This is a genomic window from Deferrivibrio essentukiensis (assembly GCF_020480685.1).
Classification (GTDB): domain Bacteria; phylum Chrysiogenota; class Deferribacteres; order Deferribacterales; family Deferrivibrionaceae; genus Deferrivibrio; species Deferrivibrio essentukiensis.
Genome location: NZ_JAJAFU010000004.1, coordinates 20,927 through 35,785, shown reverse-complemented (window position 1 = coordinate 35,785; position 14,859 = coordinate 20,927). Strand labels below are relative to the sequence as shown.

Here is a 14,859-nt window from a genome sequence, read left to right as displayed (position 1 = left end):
CCTATTTTTTTAAACTTTTAATGTACTCTACCAATGACCAAATCTCTTCTTTGTCATATATTGCAGCAAATCCCGGCATTGCACCTTCAAAGCCGTTTGCAATTATCAAGTAAGTGTCTCTGTCAGGACTTTCAGCAGATGCGTAATCTACAAGCGAGCCACCAATATTTCCTTCAGCATTTTGTCCATGGCATCCGGCACATTCAGCTTTGTAGAGTTTTTCCCCCTTTAAAATAGCGTCTTTATTGCCGGCTAATGGGCTTGTCTCTTCTACCATTGTCTCATCGATAGTGAGGACAGCTTTTCTTTCTACAGCTGTTCCAAGTACTTGTAAGTAAGCAACTATTGCGTCCATTTCAGTACTGTTTTTAAGTGTATTGACATCATCTTCAGTATAGGGAAAACCTAATGCTTTCATATGAGCAATTGTTTTTTCAACAGCAACCTTTCTGTCGTTTAAAAAGGCATATTTTGGCATATTTGATTTTTCATAAAACGCTTGTGGGTTTGTCATATGCTGATAATGCCAATCATCCGGATATTTGCCACCGATTCTTGCCAAATCTGGACCTGTTCTTTTGGAGCCCCACAAGAATGGTTGATCATAAGCAAATTCACCCGCTTTTGAATAATCTCCATACATCAAAACATCAGATTTTAAAGGTCTCACAGTCTGAGTATGGCAGTTTACACACCCTTCACGCTGATAGATGTCCCTTCCAGCAAGTTGGATGGCAGTATACGGTTTTAAATTTTCAAGTTTAGGGTGCATCCCTTTTGTAAACATAGGGATAAACACTGTAGCAATAGTACCGATCAAAACGGTTATTGCCGCTGCAAGAGAAAATATAAGAGCATTTGAATAGAGTTTTTTATTTTCTGACATATTCCCCCCCTTTAAGCTGTGGCAGAAGCAGCTTGTAATTTTGCTTCAAGCTCTGCTTTCCCTTTTTTGATTGTCATCATTACATTATAAATAAAGAGCAACATTCCGATTACAAATACTATTCCCGCAAGGGTTCTAAGCTGCCAGTAAGGGTAATTTCTGAGTAGTCCTTCCATAAAAGTATATTTTAGTGTTCCGTCAGGGTTTGTCATTTTCCACATTGCACCCTGTTGAACACCTGTAACCCACATTGTGATTGAAAATGCAAGTTGACCTATTAACACAAGCCAGAAGTGTGCATTTGCAATTTTTACACTGTAAATTTCAGTTTTATATATGTGTGGGATTATATAATACACTGCGGCACAAATTGTCATTGTTACCCAACCCATTGTACCCATATGGACATGCCCTGGTACCCAGTCAGTATAGTGAATAAGAGAGCTTATTACTCTTATACCTTGAGATGGACCCTGTATGGTCTGAAGTCCGTAAAATGTTATCCCAGCAATGAAAAATTTGGTTAAATAATTATTTTTCATCACTGACCAATCAGACTCAACAGTAAAATATCCGTTTACAACGCTACCCCAGGATGGTGCTATTAAAAAGAGTGTGAAAGCTATGCCAAGAGTTTGAATCCAATCAGGAAGAGGTGTGTAAACAAGGTGATGAGCACCAGTCCAAAGATAGGCAAAGATTAAAGACCAAAATGATATGATAGATAATCTGTGACTGTAAATAGGAAGCCCTGTTGACTTTGGTAAAAAATAATAAAACATAGCAAGAATAGGTGTCGTGAAAAGAAAACCTACAGCGTTGTGACCATACCACCACTGAACATTTGCACTATTGACCCCGGCAAATATGTGGTATGATTTGTCAAATCCAGCAGGAATAGATAGGTTATTAACGATATATAAAATTGCAACTGTAATAATAGTAGCAATTATATACCATAATGAGATATACATCTGCTCTTCTTTTCTTTTGATAATAGTGCCTAAAATATTGACAGCAAATATCACCCATAAAATAACAATTGCGATGTCTATAGGCCACTCAAATTCTGCATATTCCAGTGACTGATTCCAGCCTAAAAGAAGCGTAATCCCGGCTATGGCAACACCGACATTAAAAAGCCATAAATGGAATCTAGCAAGCTTTGGAAAGAGCAGCGGACGCTTTGCAAGCCTTATTACTAAGTAATAAAATACACCAAATTCAGCTCCAATCCCAAGCCCGTATGTTAATACATTTGTGTGGAATGTCCTAAGCCTACCAAAACTAAAATACGGTGGAATATTAAGACTTGCATCCCACATCTGAGCCGAAATCCATAGTCCAACCACAAGGCCAACTACACCCCAAAAAATTGCAGATAAAATAAAACCTTTTACCGTTTCATAGTCATAACGGTAGTCATTCATAACTATACCTCCTACAAGATATTTAATCTATCTTCAGTAAAAACAAAATCTTTTAGCTTGGCAGAGTGTAATTTTTTCTCCACATCGTCCTGAAGTTGCTTAAAAAAAACAGTAATATTGCATATAGGGTTAAGTAAGCACTTTTCAGGTTGGTCTACACAAATATTAATCGAATTGACAAATTCCATACACTTTAAAATATCCAATAAACTTAAATCAACCGCATCAGGGGATAAGGCTACCCCACCATGTCTACCCGTCTCAGAAACTATTATACCACACTTTGAGAGTTTATGTATTATTTTTATAACAATAGGTTTATTCAAAAAAAGTTTTTCACAAATATAGTCAATTTTGACCAGTCCTTTTTGACCGGCTAAAAAAGCTGCAATCCTTATGGCATAGTCAGCTTCACGTTTTATGAGTGACATTGTTTACCTCTCTGGTAAACAATAATATGTGTTTTTTTTCTTGTCAATATTTTTTATATCGATAGCTAATTTTTCAAATCTTACGACAGTGTTAAAAAGATGACCTTATTTTTCCATATCAAAGAGTAAAATTTTATTGCAGATATATTCTTTGTCCTGAATGGTAAATTTTATAAACCACCTTTTATCCCCCCAAATACATTTTGGCAGCATAAAATCAAGTGTGTAAGCATCTTTTTTAAAAAATAAATTATATTGAAAATTTCCCATATCCATCTTCATATTTATCTTAGCTTGTATATTTAAGTATTCTACAGGTATATTATCTTTTTTTGCGTTAACACTTAAAGTAAGTTTTTTGAAAGGGGTAATAGGTCTTGTAATATCAACGTAATAATTGATATTTCCACATTCAAATGTGACGTATTTTTTTGTTAAGTCGATATTAGGTCGATATGGCACGGGAAACCTTTCCCCTGCATGTGTGTCGATATTAAGTGCAATGGCAAAAATAAAAAAAAAGATTAATCTGTTAACCATACGCCGTTGCCTATATAGTATTTCAACACATAGAAAGATACGATGAGTATGTAAATTAGACACATTGCATAAGATATATTTATCCAAACTCTTTTTGTTTTCTCACTTGTGATATTTGATAGGACTAAGAGGTTTGAGCCGTAAAATGTGCCAAAAAACAGCAAAAAATATAGAACATAACCAATATGGTTGTAATCTCTTTGTAGGATACAAAATGGACATCTATGTGTAGGCAATTCATATATATATGTGCTGAAAAAATCTATTAATGAGTAAATTGCCGTTAAAAGAAAGAAAAAAACAGTGAAACCATATAAGCGATATTTTTTAAACATAAATGCAAGTGTCATAACAACAAAGACAACTATAATTGCAAGCACGGATAAAGAATTTTCTATGTTTATTAAGAAAGTAGAAAATTGTCTTAGCTCTCCGCCAAAGACTGAGCCGCAGCAGCTAACAATCTTTTCCGGAGAAATATTGTTGAAAAGATTTATTTCCAGCAAAAACTCCAAAATAATCAGTAAAGTTATAAATATTAGGAGCCTATATTTTAATTTGGTATATTTAAACCCATATGTTTGCAAATCAAATTTATTTATATAAAACCAATAGCCGAGGACGAATAATATTGTGACTTTTAAGATTATAAGGTAAGCCCCGTAAGGTGTCGAGTTTAATACCCCCACAGCACACATTGCTCCGGGGATTGAAGATGACAGTGAATCAAGTAGATACAGAAAGAAAAAAATTAATGGTAATTTTAGTAATATCAAAAATGACACGATTGCGGATATAAGTGTGTTTTTCTTTTCCAGTGTGTATTGAAAAGTAGTCGAACTGTTAAAGTCAAACCTTCTTATCATTGTGATGGAAGTTTTTAAGAAAATTACGGAAAAAAATATAAATATTAAATCGATAAAGTATATGATTATCTGCTCTGGAGCCACAATATTCATTTTAGTACCGACAGTATGCCGTTATCAAGTTTTGCGACTTTTGCATTTGGGATACTTAAGAAAATATCATCATGGGTTGCAATAATTATAGTTTTCCCCTCCTTGTTTTCCTGAAGAAAGATCTTAATCGCATTCATCTTAAGATTATAGTCCAAATTTGCCGTAGGCTCATCCGCCAGTAATATGTCAGGTTTATTTACAAGGGCTCTTGCAAGTGCGACCCTTTGTTGCTCACCGCCTGATAGCTTTGATACTTTCGTATTTATAAATTCCAGTAGCTCTAATTTCTTAAGCACATCTTCTATTTTTTTTCTATCAATTTTCTCTTTTCTCACTACAAGAGGTGGTAAAATATTTTCATAAACAGTCAGATTCTCAAGCAGATTAAACTTTTGAAAAATAAACCCTATCTTTTCATTTCTGTATCTTCCAAGCTCAATTTCGGGAAGCTTTGAAATATTCATATCATTGTAATAAACGGCTCCGGAAGTAGGCCTTGCAAGGCCTGATATAAGTGATAACAACGTGCTTTTGCCACTGCCGCTTGGCCCCTTTATTATTAATATATCCCCTTTTGAAATATCGATATTTATGTTACTCAAAATAGGTTTGCCATCAAATACTTTGCATAACCCTTTTATCTTAATCATCTGAATACCTCATAGGTATCCGTAGTGGCAATTTTGTAACTCGGTATTATTACTGATGCTACATAAAATGGGACGACGCTGATAAATACAAAAAAAAGAACTTTAAAATTTGTAGCAAAAATAAGTGAATAGTTTATTTTCAAGCTTGCATACCCGCTGAAAATATCCAGCATCAAAGGGGCTTTTAAAATAAAAACATACACTAAGGCCAGGAAGATGCCGACTACATATGCTTGAAAGGAAACAAATCCTGCTTCGTAAAATTTAAGTTTTAATACATCGCTTGTCGTCCAACCGGTGGCTTTCAAGACCCCAATTTCAGTTTTTTCAAGCTGGGATAATCCGCTTAGCTTATCCACTACTATTAAAATCATAGTGAAAATTAGCATTCCAAATAATGTGATGAAAAATCCTGATTTATAGCTGAATACATTTTGGTAAGAATTTAATACATCTTTTTTTGAAACAGTCCTTACATCCTTTAGTCTATCCCGTATTTTAGATGCAACAGTGACAGCTTCATTTTTATTATAAACGGTTATTGCTACATCTGTGTACATATCCTCTTGCATTCCTAAAATCTTTTGTGCAGTGCTTTTAGAAACCATAACGATATCATTGGTAAAAATAGCACTGTCTTTATCCAGCGTTTTTATAGGCTCAAGTTTTAAGTATTCACCATCCGGCAACCTAAAGTATGCTTCCTTGGAATATGAGATTTCTTCAAAAAGTTTCCCAATACCATAGCCCATTATAAGCCAATCATCTTTTTGCAACAAATATTTTATGTCAAGTCCATTGAGAGCATTCTCCAATGATTTTTTGTAAATAGGCTCAAGGGGGTCAATCCCTACCAGTGCAAAGTTTACCGATGCATAGTCAAAATAATAATACCCCCAAATTCGTGGGTAAATAGATTGAATGCCCGGGATATCTACAATTTTTTCAATATAATCCGAGCTAATGTACTGCTGCCTGCCCCCTACAATTTTTTGAATCACTATGTCAGGCAACTCATCATGGGTAAGAATAAGCTCTTTTTTTATGGATTCAGTTACAAAGCTTGCCGAGGCAATAATGAAAATTAAAGTAGTAAGGATTAAAAATATGAAATATGAAGTTTTTCTCTTGAGTAGAAGACTTAAGCTAAAGAGAAAAATTTTAAATTCTTTGTTCATTTTTGAAGTGCCTTTTCGCTGTTATATGATGTGGATGGCATATATAAAAAAGACATTGGGAAGACCTCTCTGACTTCAGGGGAAAAGTCAAAAATCGAATAGATGTCAGACAGGCTTCTGTGCCTTATAAATCTTGCTTCTGTAACCAACGCACTGTCAGGCAAAGTTGTAAGCCTTACTCCTGTCTTAAGCCTATCTATCGCATCAGAGTTATTTTTTAATAAAAGTGCACAAAAAACAACTATAACACCAATATTGAAGCAAACAGCAAAGTATAAGAATACAGTTACTTTTTTATTCATCTAAACTTTTTACAATATCAGCAGTTATTTCATCAAAACGTAAAATTTTACTTCCTCCATAATCTTCCATGAAAGCTTTTGCATCATTGTGGGTAGCAAAAGGGATTAGCTCTTTACCCATTGGTCCGTAGATACGGCTGCCAAGTACATAAAAAGCATTTTTCCCATTTATACTTTTCAATGTGTAATAGTCTGTTACGGCAATTTTTATAAAATCACTTTGCTTGAGACCTTCTTTATATTTTTGTGGAGTAAAATAAAACTTCATCATATCTTTTACGCCATCAAACACAAAATGTCCATTTTCAACTTCAATTTCAGCAGCCCAATTAGGGTATTTGTAGACAAACATCCCGCATACAGGGCACTTTTCATCGTTTTTTATTACTATTTGAGCTTCCTTGTTATTTTCAAATCTTTTTACTTCCCAAAGATATAGCGCAACAGCCTGAGCTTTTTTTTCATCTATATCTCCGCATAGCTTTTCAAATTTAATAGCTGCCTTAAGTTTGTTTATCCTTTTGTATTTTGTAAAATCTATCGGTTTACATACAGAATTATATACTTTTTCTCCAACGGGATACATCATCGTCTCTTTTTTCTTTATAAAAAAGACTATGTCATTGTTTAATGATTCACGAGAAAGCTTAAATGTATCGTTGAAGCTCTTTATTTCACCGCCATATGTTTTAACAAATTCTTCCGCATCCTCTTTTTTTTCAAACCCAAGTTTGCTGACAGTTGACATTGTGCCCGGAATTTTGCTCCCCACAACATAATAAGCTTTATAGGCATCTATAAATTTGTCAGATTTTATGTCTACTACCTTTATACTTTCGATGTTGTCTTTAATAGTTTCATAGTCGAAGGCAAGACACCTGATAGAGCAATACTGCTTATAATTACCATCTTTTAACTTTACTGCATGGTTAGTTTTATAAAAACCCTTCAAACTCATTCCGCATATTGGACACCAGTGCTTTTCTTCCCCTTGCTGTAAAAGGGTAGGGTTATTGGTAGGAGATTTTGAAAATTCCGCAAATGAAACAGTAAAAAAGGATAAAACAAGACAAATGATTAAACCAATTATTTTCATGCTTTTGCTCCAACATTAAAATAAAAAGAGCCTTTTTAAAATGCTCTATAATGCTAAATCTGTTGGTGTTACAAAAGTCCTTTGACCAAGCTCTTTATCAATCATAAAGATTCCGTTGCCGTTTTCACCGATTAGCTCAAGCTGGTCTAATATTTCACCTACCGAAGCTTCTTCTTCAACCTGCTCAGATATAAACCACTGTAAAAATGCATTTGTGGCATGATCTTTTTCGCTTAATGCTACATCGACTAGTTCGTTTATGGATTTAGTAATAAACTGTTCATGCTGCAAAGTTTCCCTCATTGCTTCAAGTGGTGAAGAAAATTCGCTTTTTGGCTTTGCTACTGCCGGTAACTCCACCTTTTCCCCTTGATCAAGCAGATAATGGTAAAATTTGAAGAAGTGGTACATCTCTTCCTTTGCCTGTACATAAAACCAATTTGAAAACCCTTTCAAGCCCTTCCCTGCGGCCCAAGCTGACATTGAAAGGTAAAGGTATGAAGATTCCAATTCGTTTTTTAGCTGATTTCTAAGTGCATCTGCAACTTTTTTTGTAATCATTTGCTCCTCCTATTTTATATTAATTCTAATTTACACCAAATTAAAGATCCAGTCAACTTAATTGAATTATAACACAGAATTCAAATTTTTTTAAAAAAAGTTTCGCCGTTATATTTAAAAATTTCAAGAGAAGTATTTTGACTCAAATTTTTTAGAAAAGCTTCGCCGAAGAGTTCTACTATGTCATTTTCGCTTAATGGCCTCATATTTAACATTTTATTAAATATATCATTCATGATATTTTTCGGAATATTTTTGGAAATAAAATTTTTGACGGGCTCTACCTTTACCCCTTTTTCGTTGAAAAAAAGCGCTATATCCAAAAGCTGGATATCATCTAATCTTTTGACATTTTTATATGCAGTAGGCCTAAAAGCTGTATTTAGCTGCACAATATCATATTTCATATTTTTTATAATTTCGACTAATTGATCTAAATGTTCTTGATGCTCATTGACCCCTTCAAGCAGCAGTATTTCCAGAATAAGCTTCCCTCGATACTCATTTGAGAAGGTAATTAAGCCTTCAATCATCCTGCTGAAATTGATTTCTTTTGACGGTTTGTTTATCTTTTTAAAAATTTTCTCGTTGGCGGCATCAAGGCTTGGGACAATAATGTCAAAAATTTTTACCTTTTGCCTAACTTCCTCATCATAAAAAAGGGTTGAGTTGGTTAAAAGGGCAATAGGATGTGTGACAAATGTTTTGAGTTTTTTGACAATTACATCAATTGATTTGTTGAGTGTCGGCTCTCCGGAGCCTGTGATTGTTACTACATCAAGACTATCCTTTAACGGCAAATATTTTTCTTTAACCTCGTTTATAATTTCATTGATATCGTAATAATCTTCCTGCTCTATGGTAAGATTATCTGTTTTGCAGACCTCGCAATAGATGCAGTCAAGTGTGCAGTATTTTCTGGGGACAATGTCAATGCCAAGTGATACCCCCAATCTTCTTGATGGTACAGGGCCAAAAACAAAACTCATTTCAGTACTCTTCCAAGATTTCTGCTTCTTTTAAAAGCTCGACATTTTTCATCAATTCACTCATCTCACCGTCAAATATAACTTTTCCTCGTTTTAAAACAACCCCTCTTTTACAAACTGCAGTAGCAAACTTTAAATTATGTGTAGAGATAACTTTTGTGTGGCTAAAGCTATTCAAAAGGGTCACGATATCTTTTAAACCTTTAGGGTCAACTTCGGCTGTAGGTTCATCAAGCACCAATATTTCGGGATTGCACGCCAAAACAGAAGCTATACATACCTTTCTTTTTTCCCCTCCGGAAAGCCTGAAAGGGTGTTTGTTTGAAAGATGAATGGCACCCACGTCCGTCAGCGCCTTTTCCACTGTCTCTTTGAGATGCTCCCCCTCCAGTCCAAAATTTCTCGGGCCGAATGCAACATTTTCAAATACAGTTGGCATAAAAAGCTGATTGTCAGTATTTTGGAAAACTATCCCTACCGCGGAGCGTATTTTCTGTAATGTTTTTTTTGTGGCAGTTATCCCTCCGATATTAACCTCTCCGTTTGTCGGCAATAGGGTTCCGTTTAAATGCTTGAGAAGTGTTGATTTTCCTGCACCGTTTGAGCCCAAGATTGCAATCGACTCTCCGTGAGTAACATAAAGATTGATATGCTCAAGCGCCTTTGTTCCGTCAGAATACTCAAAATTTAAATCCTGTATTTTGATAAAATGGTGGCTCATCTAAATTAACCTCAGCAATATAATATATCCTAATGAAATTGTGATAAAAAGAAAATCCTTTGGCGTAAATGGATTTTCACTGTTAATTTTTTCCGGTTCAAATCCTTTGGAGAGCATAGATGTATAAACATCCTCACTTCGATAAACCGCTCTTACAAAAAATGTGGCAAATATCCTTTTTAGGTCACTCCACCTGACTGCCTGTATAGTGAATGACCTGCTTTTTATAGACTCTATCGTATTTATTACGTCACTTATAAAAAGAAAAATAAATCTGTACATAAGAATAAGTTGAAGAGTGATAAATCTTGGTATTTTTAGCTTGTAAAGGGCATTTGCAAGTTCAAAAAACTTGGTGCTACTGACAATTAAAAGTGAAACGGAAGTTGTGTTAAAAAATTTTATGAAGGTAGTTGTTGCCGAAATATAGCCAGCATTAATTTTGTGTCCTAAAAATAAAGTTTTATTTGTATCAAAAATAGGGTTAAATATTATGAAAAAAAAGATTATCGGGCTCAATACCAGGCAAAATTTGATTACGGTTGAAAATTTTAATGGCGAAGTATTTATGAGGGCTATTACAAAAGAAGTAAAAAGTATTGTTTTTATAAAGTCGTATTTATTTATACTTATCAAGGAAATTATGAAAATTGCAAATACAATCAGTTTCGCAAGCGGATTGATTTTGTTTAAAAAATAATTGGCACCGGAGAGGTTGTCAAACTTAATAAGGTTATGTAGTTTGCTTTCTATGGTTGTCAATGTTTTATTTGCTCATTTTATTGACCGCATATCCGATTGATGCGGCGACAATTAATGTTAATACCGCCCCTGTAATTCCTGCAATTGAAGTCCCTAAAAATGATTCTCCGCCACCAAAATTATAATCCGGCAGTATGGATATTTTATTCTGAACAACTGATGCCATCTCGTGAAAGATACCTTTTACCGATTCAGGTTCTGACTCTCTTCCTAATATTCTGTAAATGGACCATTCCAAACCGTCCGGTTTTGAAGAAGCAAAAAGTGAGAAGATGCTTGCAATTATGACAGTTACAATGCCTAAGCCAAAGTAAGGTTTTACAGTGTTATTGTTGTTAACAGTTTGAAGTTTATAAGAATTTATTAATTGATAAGCCCCAATGGTGATAAGCCCTTCAAATATACCTATTAAAATGTGTATTCCTACCATAAGCATTAACATTTTTGAAAATGGTAACTCAGATATCCCTGACAATACTGTCTGCATTGAAACCATAACAGAGCCTAATAAAAGGCTTAACGCTCCGCCAAGCCATATGAAGAATTTATTTTTTTCAGTTAACGCTTTAAATAAAGGGTATATGACATAAGCCGGGATAAATCCCATGTTAAATATGTTGCACCCCAAAGCAAGCAAGCCTCCGTCGGCAAAAAATAGAGCTTGGACAAACAGGACTGAAGCCATTACCAAAAATGCCGCATTTGGGCCAAGTAACATCGCCAGCAAAAAACCGCCTGCAAAATGTCCGCTTGAGCCGGTGGCGGGGATTGCAAAATTTACCATTTGCAAAGCAAATACAAAGGCTCCCATAACCCCCATGAATGGTATCGATTTATCTTCATGATACTCTTGCTTTATTTTAGAAGATGCATAAGCAGATGTAACCGCAGTAATACCCCAAAAACTTAATGCCGTAGGTACAGAAACCAAAGCATCTGACATGTGCATAGATTGCTCCTTATGAAATGTTACACTAATTATCACACAATCATTCGAATTTTTCAACATGCTTGTATGCTATCCCTTTAATTTTTTAAATAACATAGAGTTGTCGTTTTATAGGTCAAAAATGTGTTAAAAATTGAATAAACGCTAAATTATCAAAGATTGTTGTGGCGCAAATTGGTTTAGTATGTCTAAACATTAAAAATGAATGTTAAAACGCTTTTTTGTTATTGCACTTTTATGGTAAGTCGGTTATATTAAAAACACTATAAACAGTGGAGGTTTCGATGCCTAAAGTAGAAATAAATATCGAAAAGTGTAAAGGATGCGGTCTGTGTGTTCATGTTTGTCCTAAACATATTTTAGAATTTTCAGGGAAATTTAACTCTGCCGGTTATGATTATGTTCAGTGTATTGATGAAAGTAAGTGTATTGTGTGCAAAAGCTGTGCATTGATGTGTCCGGATTTGGTTTTTACCCTGTATAAAGAAGAAAAGAAGTAGATAAGGAGTAATAAAATGGCTGAAAAAGTATTGATGAAAGGGAATGAGGCAATAGCTGAGGCTGCTGTGAGAGCGGGGGTAAAAGGTTATTTTGGATATCCTATTACTCCTCAAAATGAGGTAACTGCATATATGTCATACAGAATGCCTGAGCTTGGGCGTGCATTTGTCCAGGCCGAGAGTGAGGTAGCTGCCATTAATATGGTTTACGGGGCTGCTGCTACAGGGGAAAGGATAATGACCACTTCTTCAAGTCCCGGTATTGCTCTTATGCAGGAAGGGATATCTTATATGTGCGGTGCCGAAGTACCTGCTGTTATTGTTAATATAGTAAGAGGCGGTCCGGGGCTTGGAAATATAGGCCCGAGTCAGTGCGACTACAATCAATCTACAAGAGGGGGCGGTAACGGAGATTACCATTTGATAGTATATGCACCTCATACTGTGCAAGAAGCGGTTGACCTTACATATGAAGCGTTTGAAGTGGCGGAAAAATATAGAAACCCTGTGCTTATTTTAGGTGACGGTGCGATTGGCCAGATGGCTGAGACTGTTACATTGCCTGAATTTAAAGAGAAGCCTCAAAAGGATGAAGGGTGGGAGCTTAACGGCGCAAAAGGGAGAGACGGAAGGTCAGTTAAATCCCTAAGACTTGCCGAAGGGGAGCTTAAAAAACATAACTGGCATCTTCATGAAAAGTTTCTCGAGATAGCCAAAAATGAAACAAAATACGAAATATTTAGCGAAGACTATGATTTTCTCATAGTTGCATTTGGCACTGCGGCAAGGGTTTCAAAGTCAGTTGTAAAAGAGCTTGCCAAGCAGAATATCAAGGCCGGTCTTTTTAGGCCGATTACAGTTTCACCTTTCCCTTATGAAGCATTAAAAGAGGCATCAAAAAAGGCCAAGAAGATTTTGGTAGCTGAGATGAATACGGGGCAGATGCTTTTTGACGTAAGGCTTGCTGTTCAAAATGATGAAAAGATAGAGTTTTTGGGCAAACCTGGCGGGGAAGTATTTTCTCCGAAAGATATCTATGAAAAAGCAATTGAAATATTTAAAAAGTGAGGAACGTTATGAAAGTAATGTTTGAAAAAACTGAAAGTTTAACCAGCAATAAATCTATTTATTGCCCTGGCTGTAATCATGGTCTTATCCATAGACTCGTGGCCGAAGCAATAGATAATCTTGGCGTGAGGGAAAAAGCATATGGAGTAGCTCCGGTGGGGTGTTCTGTTCTATTATACGATTACTTTAATATTGATGTAGTGGAAGCTCCTCATGGCAGGGCACCGGCACTTGCAACGGGAGCCAAAAGGGTCAGACCCGATATGGTTGTTTTTACATATCAAGGGGATGGAGATTTGGCCTCAATCGGTATGAGCGAAATAATACATGCTGCAGGTCGCGGGGAAAATATAACGGTAATATTTGTAAATAATGCCAATTACGGGATGACCGGCGGGCAGATGGCACCTACAACATTGCCGGGTCAAAAGACGACCACCACCCCTATGGGGAGGGATACACATTCTCACGGTTTCCCATTTAGAATGGCTGAACTTATAGGCAGCCTCCCTGCTGTCGCATACTCAGCAAGGGTAAAGGTGACCGATCCTAAAAATGTAATGAAGGCATCAAAAGCGATTTTAAAGGCTTTTAAAAATCAGGTTGATAATGTTGGATTTTCCTTTGTGGAAGTATTATCTACATGCCCTACAAACTGGGGGATGACTCCTGTGGATGCTTTGAAATTTGTGGATGAGCAAATGGAGTCATACTATCCGCTTGGGACTTTTAAAGATATTCAGGAGGAAGAATAATGTATTTTGACTGTGTAATGGCAGGATTTGGTGGTCAGGGTATCTTAAGTGCGGGGATGATATTAGCTCATATGGCAGTGAGTCAGGATTTAAACGTTACATGGTTCCCATCTTACGGTGCCGAGCAAAGGGGTGGGACTGCAAACTGTGCGGTGGTTATTTCCGATGAAGAAATCGGCTCTCCGGTAATCCCTAATCCAAAATATGGGTTTATAATGAATTATCCTTCTATGGTTAAATTTAAGCCAAGGTTTGAAAAAGGAGCAATTGTAGTAGTAGATACTTCCCTTGTAGATAAAAACGAGTGCGATAGAAGTGATGTCACGTTCTATGGGATAAATGCATCTGAGATAGCGCAAAAAATCGGTAATACAAAGATTGCAAATATGGTGATGATAGGAGCATTATTAAAAGTATCAGGACTTTTTACCCTTGAAACTGCAAATGAGGCTTTGGTACATGCGATTCCAAAAAAATATCACAACATGCTTGACGTTAACAGGCAAGCATTGAGAGAGGGATTTGAAGCAGTAGAAAAAATATGAAATATAAAAGAGTCTTAGTTAAAGGTATAGTTCAAGGGGTAGGTTTTAGGGCGTTTATTTATAGAAACGCTCTTTCACTTACCTCATTAAAAGGGTATGTAAGAAACTTGCTTGATGGTTCTGTGGAGATAGTTTGCAGAGGGGATGAAAGGGATATTGAAAAGATTATTGACGCAGCAAAAAAGGGGCCTTATGGAAGCAGGGTGGATGGTGTAGAAATAACTGAAATAGATTTAGAAGAGGATTATAGAGATTTTTCTGTCAGACGTTAATTTTTTAATTACAACATTTGGATGTGAGTGTAAGTTATAAAAAATGGATACATTTTTAAAAATCATAAAAAATACTTGATTTTGTGTATAGTTCTATTTATACATACATTCCTGGCTTTATAAAAGATTTAAGTGGCCTGATGGGTGCTCTGCAATAGGAGTTGTGTGAACCCCGCCAGGTCCGGAAGGAAGCAACGGTAGCATGATTTCCTATGTGCCGGAGTTTACCTGTCGGGCCTCTTATGTCTTTTATAATAAATTTATT

The 14,859-nt window shown here is 35.8% G+C and carries 19 protein-coding genes and 1 other RNA gene; 6 read left to right on the top strand and 14 right to left on the bottom strand.

What is annotated here, in order from left to right:
• Position 1 precedes the first annotated feature (1 nt).
• From LF845_RS03185 to LF845_RS03120, 14 genes are all read right to left on the bottom strand, one after another.
• Positions 2-886, bottom strand: a complete 885-nt coding sequence (locus LF845_RS03185; RefSeq protein WP_242819552.1) for a cbb3-type cytochrome c oxidase subunit II — start codon at positions 884-886, stop codon at positions 2-4.
• A gap of 11 nt (positions 887-897) precedes the next feature.
• Positions 898-2,316 carry a cbb3-type cytochrome c oxidase subunit I gene (locus tag LF845_RS03180; protein WP_242819551.1) on the bottom strand — a complete coding sequence of 473 codons (1,419 nt, stop codon included), beginning with the start codon at positions 2,314-2,316 and terminating at the stop codon, positions 898-900.
• A gap of 11 nt (positions 2,317-2,327) precedes the next feature.
• Positions 2,328-2,747 (bottom strand): RrF2 family transcriptional regulator, encoded by a 420-nt coding sequence (locus LF845_RS03175; RefSeq protein WP_242819550.1) that lies wholly within the window; start codon positions 2,745-2,747, stop codon positions 2,328-2,330.
• 105 nt (positions 2,748-2,852) lie between these two features.
• Entirely contained in the window at positions 2,853-3,287 is a 435-nt protein-coding gene (locus LF845_RS03170; RefSeq protein WP_242819549.1) for a hypothetical protein, read from the bottom strand.
• Positions 3,272-4,246: a hypothetical protein gene (locus LF845_RS03165; protein WP_242819548.1), complete on the bottom strand. Its 975-nt coding sequence runs from the start codon at positions 4,244-4,246 to the stop codon at positions 3,272-3,274. The genes LF845_RS03170 and LF845_RS03165 overlap by 16 nt, the downstream gene beginning before the upstream one ends.
• Complete coding sequence (locus LF845_RS03160) at positions 4,243-4,896, bottom strand: ABC transporter ATP-binding protein (protein ID WP_242819547.1); 654 nt, start codon at positions 4,894-4,896, stop codon at positions 4,243-4,245. The genes LF845_RS03165 and LF845_RS03160 overlap by 4 nt, the downstream gene beginning before the upstream one ends.
• On the bottom strand, positions 4,893-6,074 hold the full coding sequence (locus LF845_RS03155; protein ID WP_242819546.1) for an ABC transporter permease: 1,182 nt from the start codon (positions 6,072-6,074) through the stop codon (positions 4,893-4,895). The genes LF845_RS03160 and LF845_RS03155 overlap by 4 nt, the downstream gene beginning before the upstream one ends.
• Entirely contained in the window at positions 6,071-6,376 is a 306-nt protein-coding gene (locus tag LF845_RS03150) for a hypothetical protein (protein WP_242819545.1), read from the bottom strand. Before LF845_RS03150 ends, LF845_RS03155 begins: the two co-directional genes overlap by 4 nt.
• On the bottom strand, positions 6,369-7,472 hold the full coding sequence (locus tag LF845_RS03145; RefSeq protein ID WP_242819544.1) for a nitrous oxide reductase accessory protein NosL: 1,104 nt from the start codon (positions 7,470-7,472) through the stop codon (positions 6,369-6,371). The genes LF845_RS03150 and LF845_RS03145 overlap by 8 nt, the downstream gene beginning before the upstream one ends.
• Positions 7,473-7,517: 45 nt before the next feature.
• Positions 7,518-8,033 (bottom strand): ferritin, encoded by a 516-nt coding sequence (locus LF845_RS03140; protein ID WP_242819543.1) that lies wholly within the window; start codon positions 8,031-8,033, stop codon positions 7,518-7,520.
• Positions 8,034-8,113: 80 nt separating this feature from the next.
• Positions 8,114-9,022: a radical SAM protein gene (locus LF845_RS03135; RefSeq protein ID WP_242819542.1), complete on the bottom strand. Its 909-nt coding sequence runs from the start codon at positions 9,020-9,022 to the stop codon at positions 8,114-8,116.
• Position 9,023: 1 nt separating this feature from the next.
• Entirely contained in the window at positions 9,024-9,743 is a 720-nt protein-coding gene (locus LF845_RS03130; RefSeq protein ID WP_242819541.1) for an energy-coupling factor ABC transporter ATP-binding protein, read from the bottom strand.
• Positions 9,744-10,505, bottom strand: coding sequence for an energy-coupling factor transporter transmembrane component T family protein (locus tag LF845_RS03125; protein ID WP_278252147.1), 762 nt, complete (start codon positions 10,503-10,505; stop codon positions 9,744-9,746).
• A 4-nt stretch (positions 10,506-10,509) separates the two neighbouring features.
• Positions 10,510-11,490 carry an energy-coupling factor ABC transporter permease gene (locus tag LF845_RS03120; protein ID WP_242819539.1) on the bottom strand — a complete coding sequence of 327 codons (981 nt, stop codon included), beginning with the start codon at positions 11,488-11,490 and terminating at the stop codon, positions 10,510-10,512.
• A gap of 248 nt (positions 11,491-11,738) precedes the next feature.
• Here LF845_RS03120 and LF845_RS03115 point away from each other — a divergent pair, with 248 nt between their 5' ends.
• From LF845_RS03115 to ffs, 6 genes are all read left to right on the top strand, one after another.
• On the top strand, positions 11,739-11,954 hold the full coding sequence (locus LF845_RS03115) for an indolepyruvate ferredoxin oxidoreductase subunit alpha (protein ID WP_242819538.1): 216 nt from the start codon (positions 11,739-11,741) through the stop codon (positions 11,952-11,954).
• A 15-nt stretch (positions 11,955-11,969) separates the two neighbouring features.
• Complete coding sequence (locus LF845_RS03110; protein ID WP_242819537.1) at positions 11,970-13,022, top strand: 3-methyl-2-oxobutanoate dehydrogenase subunit VorB; 1,053 nt, start codon at positions 11,970-11,972, stop codon at positions 13,020-13,022.
• Positions 13,023-13,030: 8 nt separating this feature from the next.
• The gene (locus tag LF845_RS03105) at positions 13,031-13,777 is read left to right on the top strand and encodes a thiamine pyrophosphate-dependent enzyme (protein ID WP_242819536.1); all 747 of its coding nucleotides are present in this window, start codon (positions 13,031-13,033) and stop codon (positions 13,775-13,777) included.
• Entirely contained in the window at positions 13,777-14,322 is a 546-nt protein-coding gene (locus tag LF845_RS03100) for a 2-oxoacid:acceptor oxidoreductase family protein (RefSeq protein WP_242819535.1), read from the top strand. The genes LF845_RS03105 and LF845_RS03100 overlap by 1 nt, the downstream gene beginning before the upstream one ends.
• Complete coding sequence (locus LF845_RS03095; protein WP_242819534.1) at positions 14,319-14,594, top strand: acylphosphatase; 276 nt, start codon at positions 14,319-14,321, stop codon at positions 14,592-14,594. The genes LF845_RS03100 and LF845_RS03095 overlap by 4 nt, the downstream gene beginning before the upstream one ends.
• A 138-nt stretch (positions 14,595-14,732) precedes the next feature.
• An RNA gene (gene ffs, locus LF845_RS03090) (signal recognition particle sRNA small type) lies at positions 14,733-14,831 on the top strand.
• The last annotated feature ends 28 nt before the right edge of the window (positions 14,832-14,859 follow it).

What these genes read in the sequence shown, in the direction of transcription:
- LF845_RS03185 (WP_242819552.1), bottom strand. Translation starts at nt 886, where the DNA reads ATGTCAGAAAATAAAAAACTCTATTCAAATGCTCTTATATTTTCTCTT.
- LF845_RS03180 (WP_242819551.1), bottom strand. Translation starts at nt 2,316, where the DNA reads ATGAATGACTACCGTTATGACTATGAAACGGTAAAAGGTTTTATTTTA.
- LF845_RS03175 (WP_242819550.1), bottom strand. Translation starts at nt 2,747, where the DNA reads ATGTCACTCATAAAACGTGAAGCTGACTATGCCATAAGGATTGCAGCT.
- LF845_RS03170 (WP_242819549.1), bottom strand. Translation starts at nt 3,287, where the DNA reads ATGGTTAACAGATTAATCTTTTTTTTTATTTTTGCCATTGCACTTAAT.
- LF845_RS03165 (WP_242819548.1), bottom strand. Translation starts at nt 4,246, where the DNA reads ATGAATATTGTGGCTCCAGAGCAGATAATCATATACTTTATCGATTTA.
- LF845_RS03160 (WP_242819547.1), bottom strand. Translation starts at nt 4,896, where the DNA reads ATGATTAAGATAAAAGGGTTATGCAAAGTATTTGATGGCAAACCTATT.
- LF845_RS03155 (WP_242819546.1), bottom strand. Translation starts at nt 6,074, where the DNA reads ATGAACAAAGAATTTAAAATTTTTCTCTTTAGCTTAAGTCTTCTACTC.
- LF845_RS03150 (WP_242819545.1), bottom strand. Translation starts at nt 6,376, where the DNA reads ATGAATAAAAAAGTAACTGTATTCTTATACTTTGCTGTTTGCTTCAAT.
- LF845_RS03145 (WP_242819544.1), bottom strand. Translation starts at nt 7,472, where the DNA reads ATGAAAATAATTGGTTTAATCATTTGTCTTGTTTTATCCTTTTTTACT.
- LF845_RS03140 (WP_242819543.1), bottom strand. Translation starts at nt 8,033, where the DNA reads ATGATTACAAAAAAAGTTGCAGATGCACTTAGAAATCAGCTAAAAAAC.
- LF845_RS03135 (WP_242819542.1), bottom strand. Translation starts at nt 9,022, where the DNA reads ATGAGTTTTGTTTTTGGCCCTGTACCATCAAGAAGATTGGGGGTATCA.
- LF845_RS03130 (WP_242819541.1), bottom strand. Translation starts at nt 9,743, where the DNA reads ATGAGCCACCATTTTATCAAAATACAGGATTTAAATTTTGAGTATTCT.
- LF845_RS03115 (WP_242819538.1), top strand. Translation starts at nt 11,739, where the DNA reads ATGCCTAAAGTAGAAATAAATATCGAAAAGTGTAAAGGATGCGGTCTG.
- LF845_RS03110 (WP_242819537.1), top strand. Translation starts at nt 11,970, where the DNA reads ATGGCTGAAAAAGTATTGATGAAAGGGAATGAGGCAATAGCTGAGGCT.
- LF845_RS03105 (WP_242819536.1), top strand. Translation starts at nt 13,031, where the DNA reads ATGAAAGTAATGTTTGAAAAAACTGAAAGTTTAACCAGCAATAAATCT.
- LF845_RS03100 (WP_242819535.1), top strand. Translation starts at nt 13,777, where the DNA reads ATGTATTTTGACTGTGTAATGGCAGGATTTGGTGGTCAGGGTATCTTA.
- LF845_RS03095 (WP_242819534.1), top strand. Translation starts at nt 14,319, where the DNA reads ATGAAATATAAAAGAGTCTTAGTTAAAGGTATAGTTCAAGGGGTAGGT.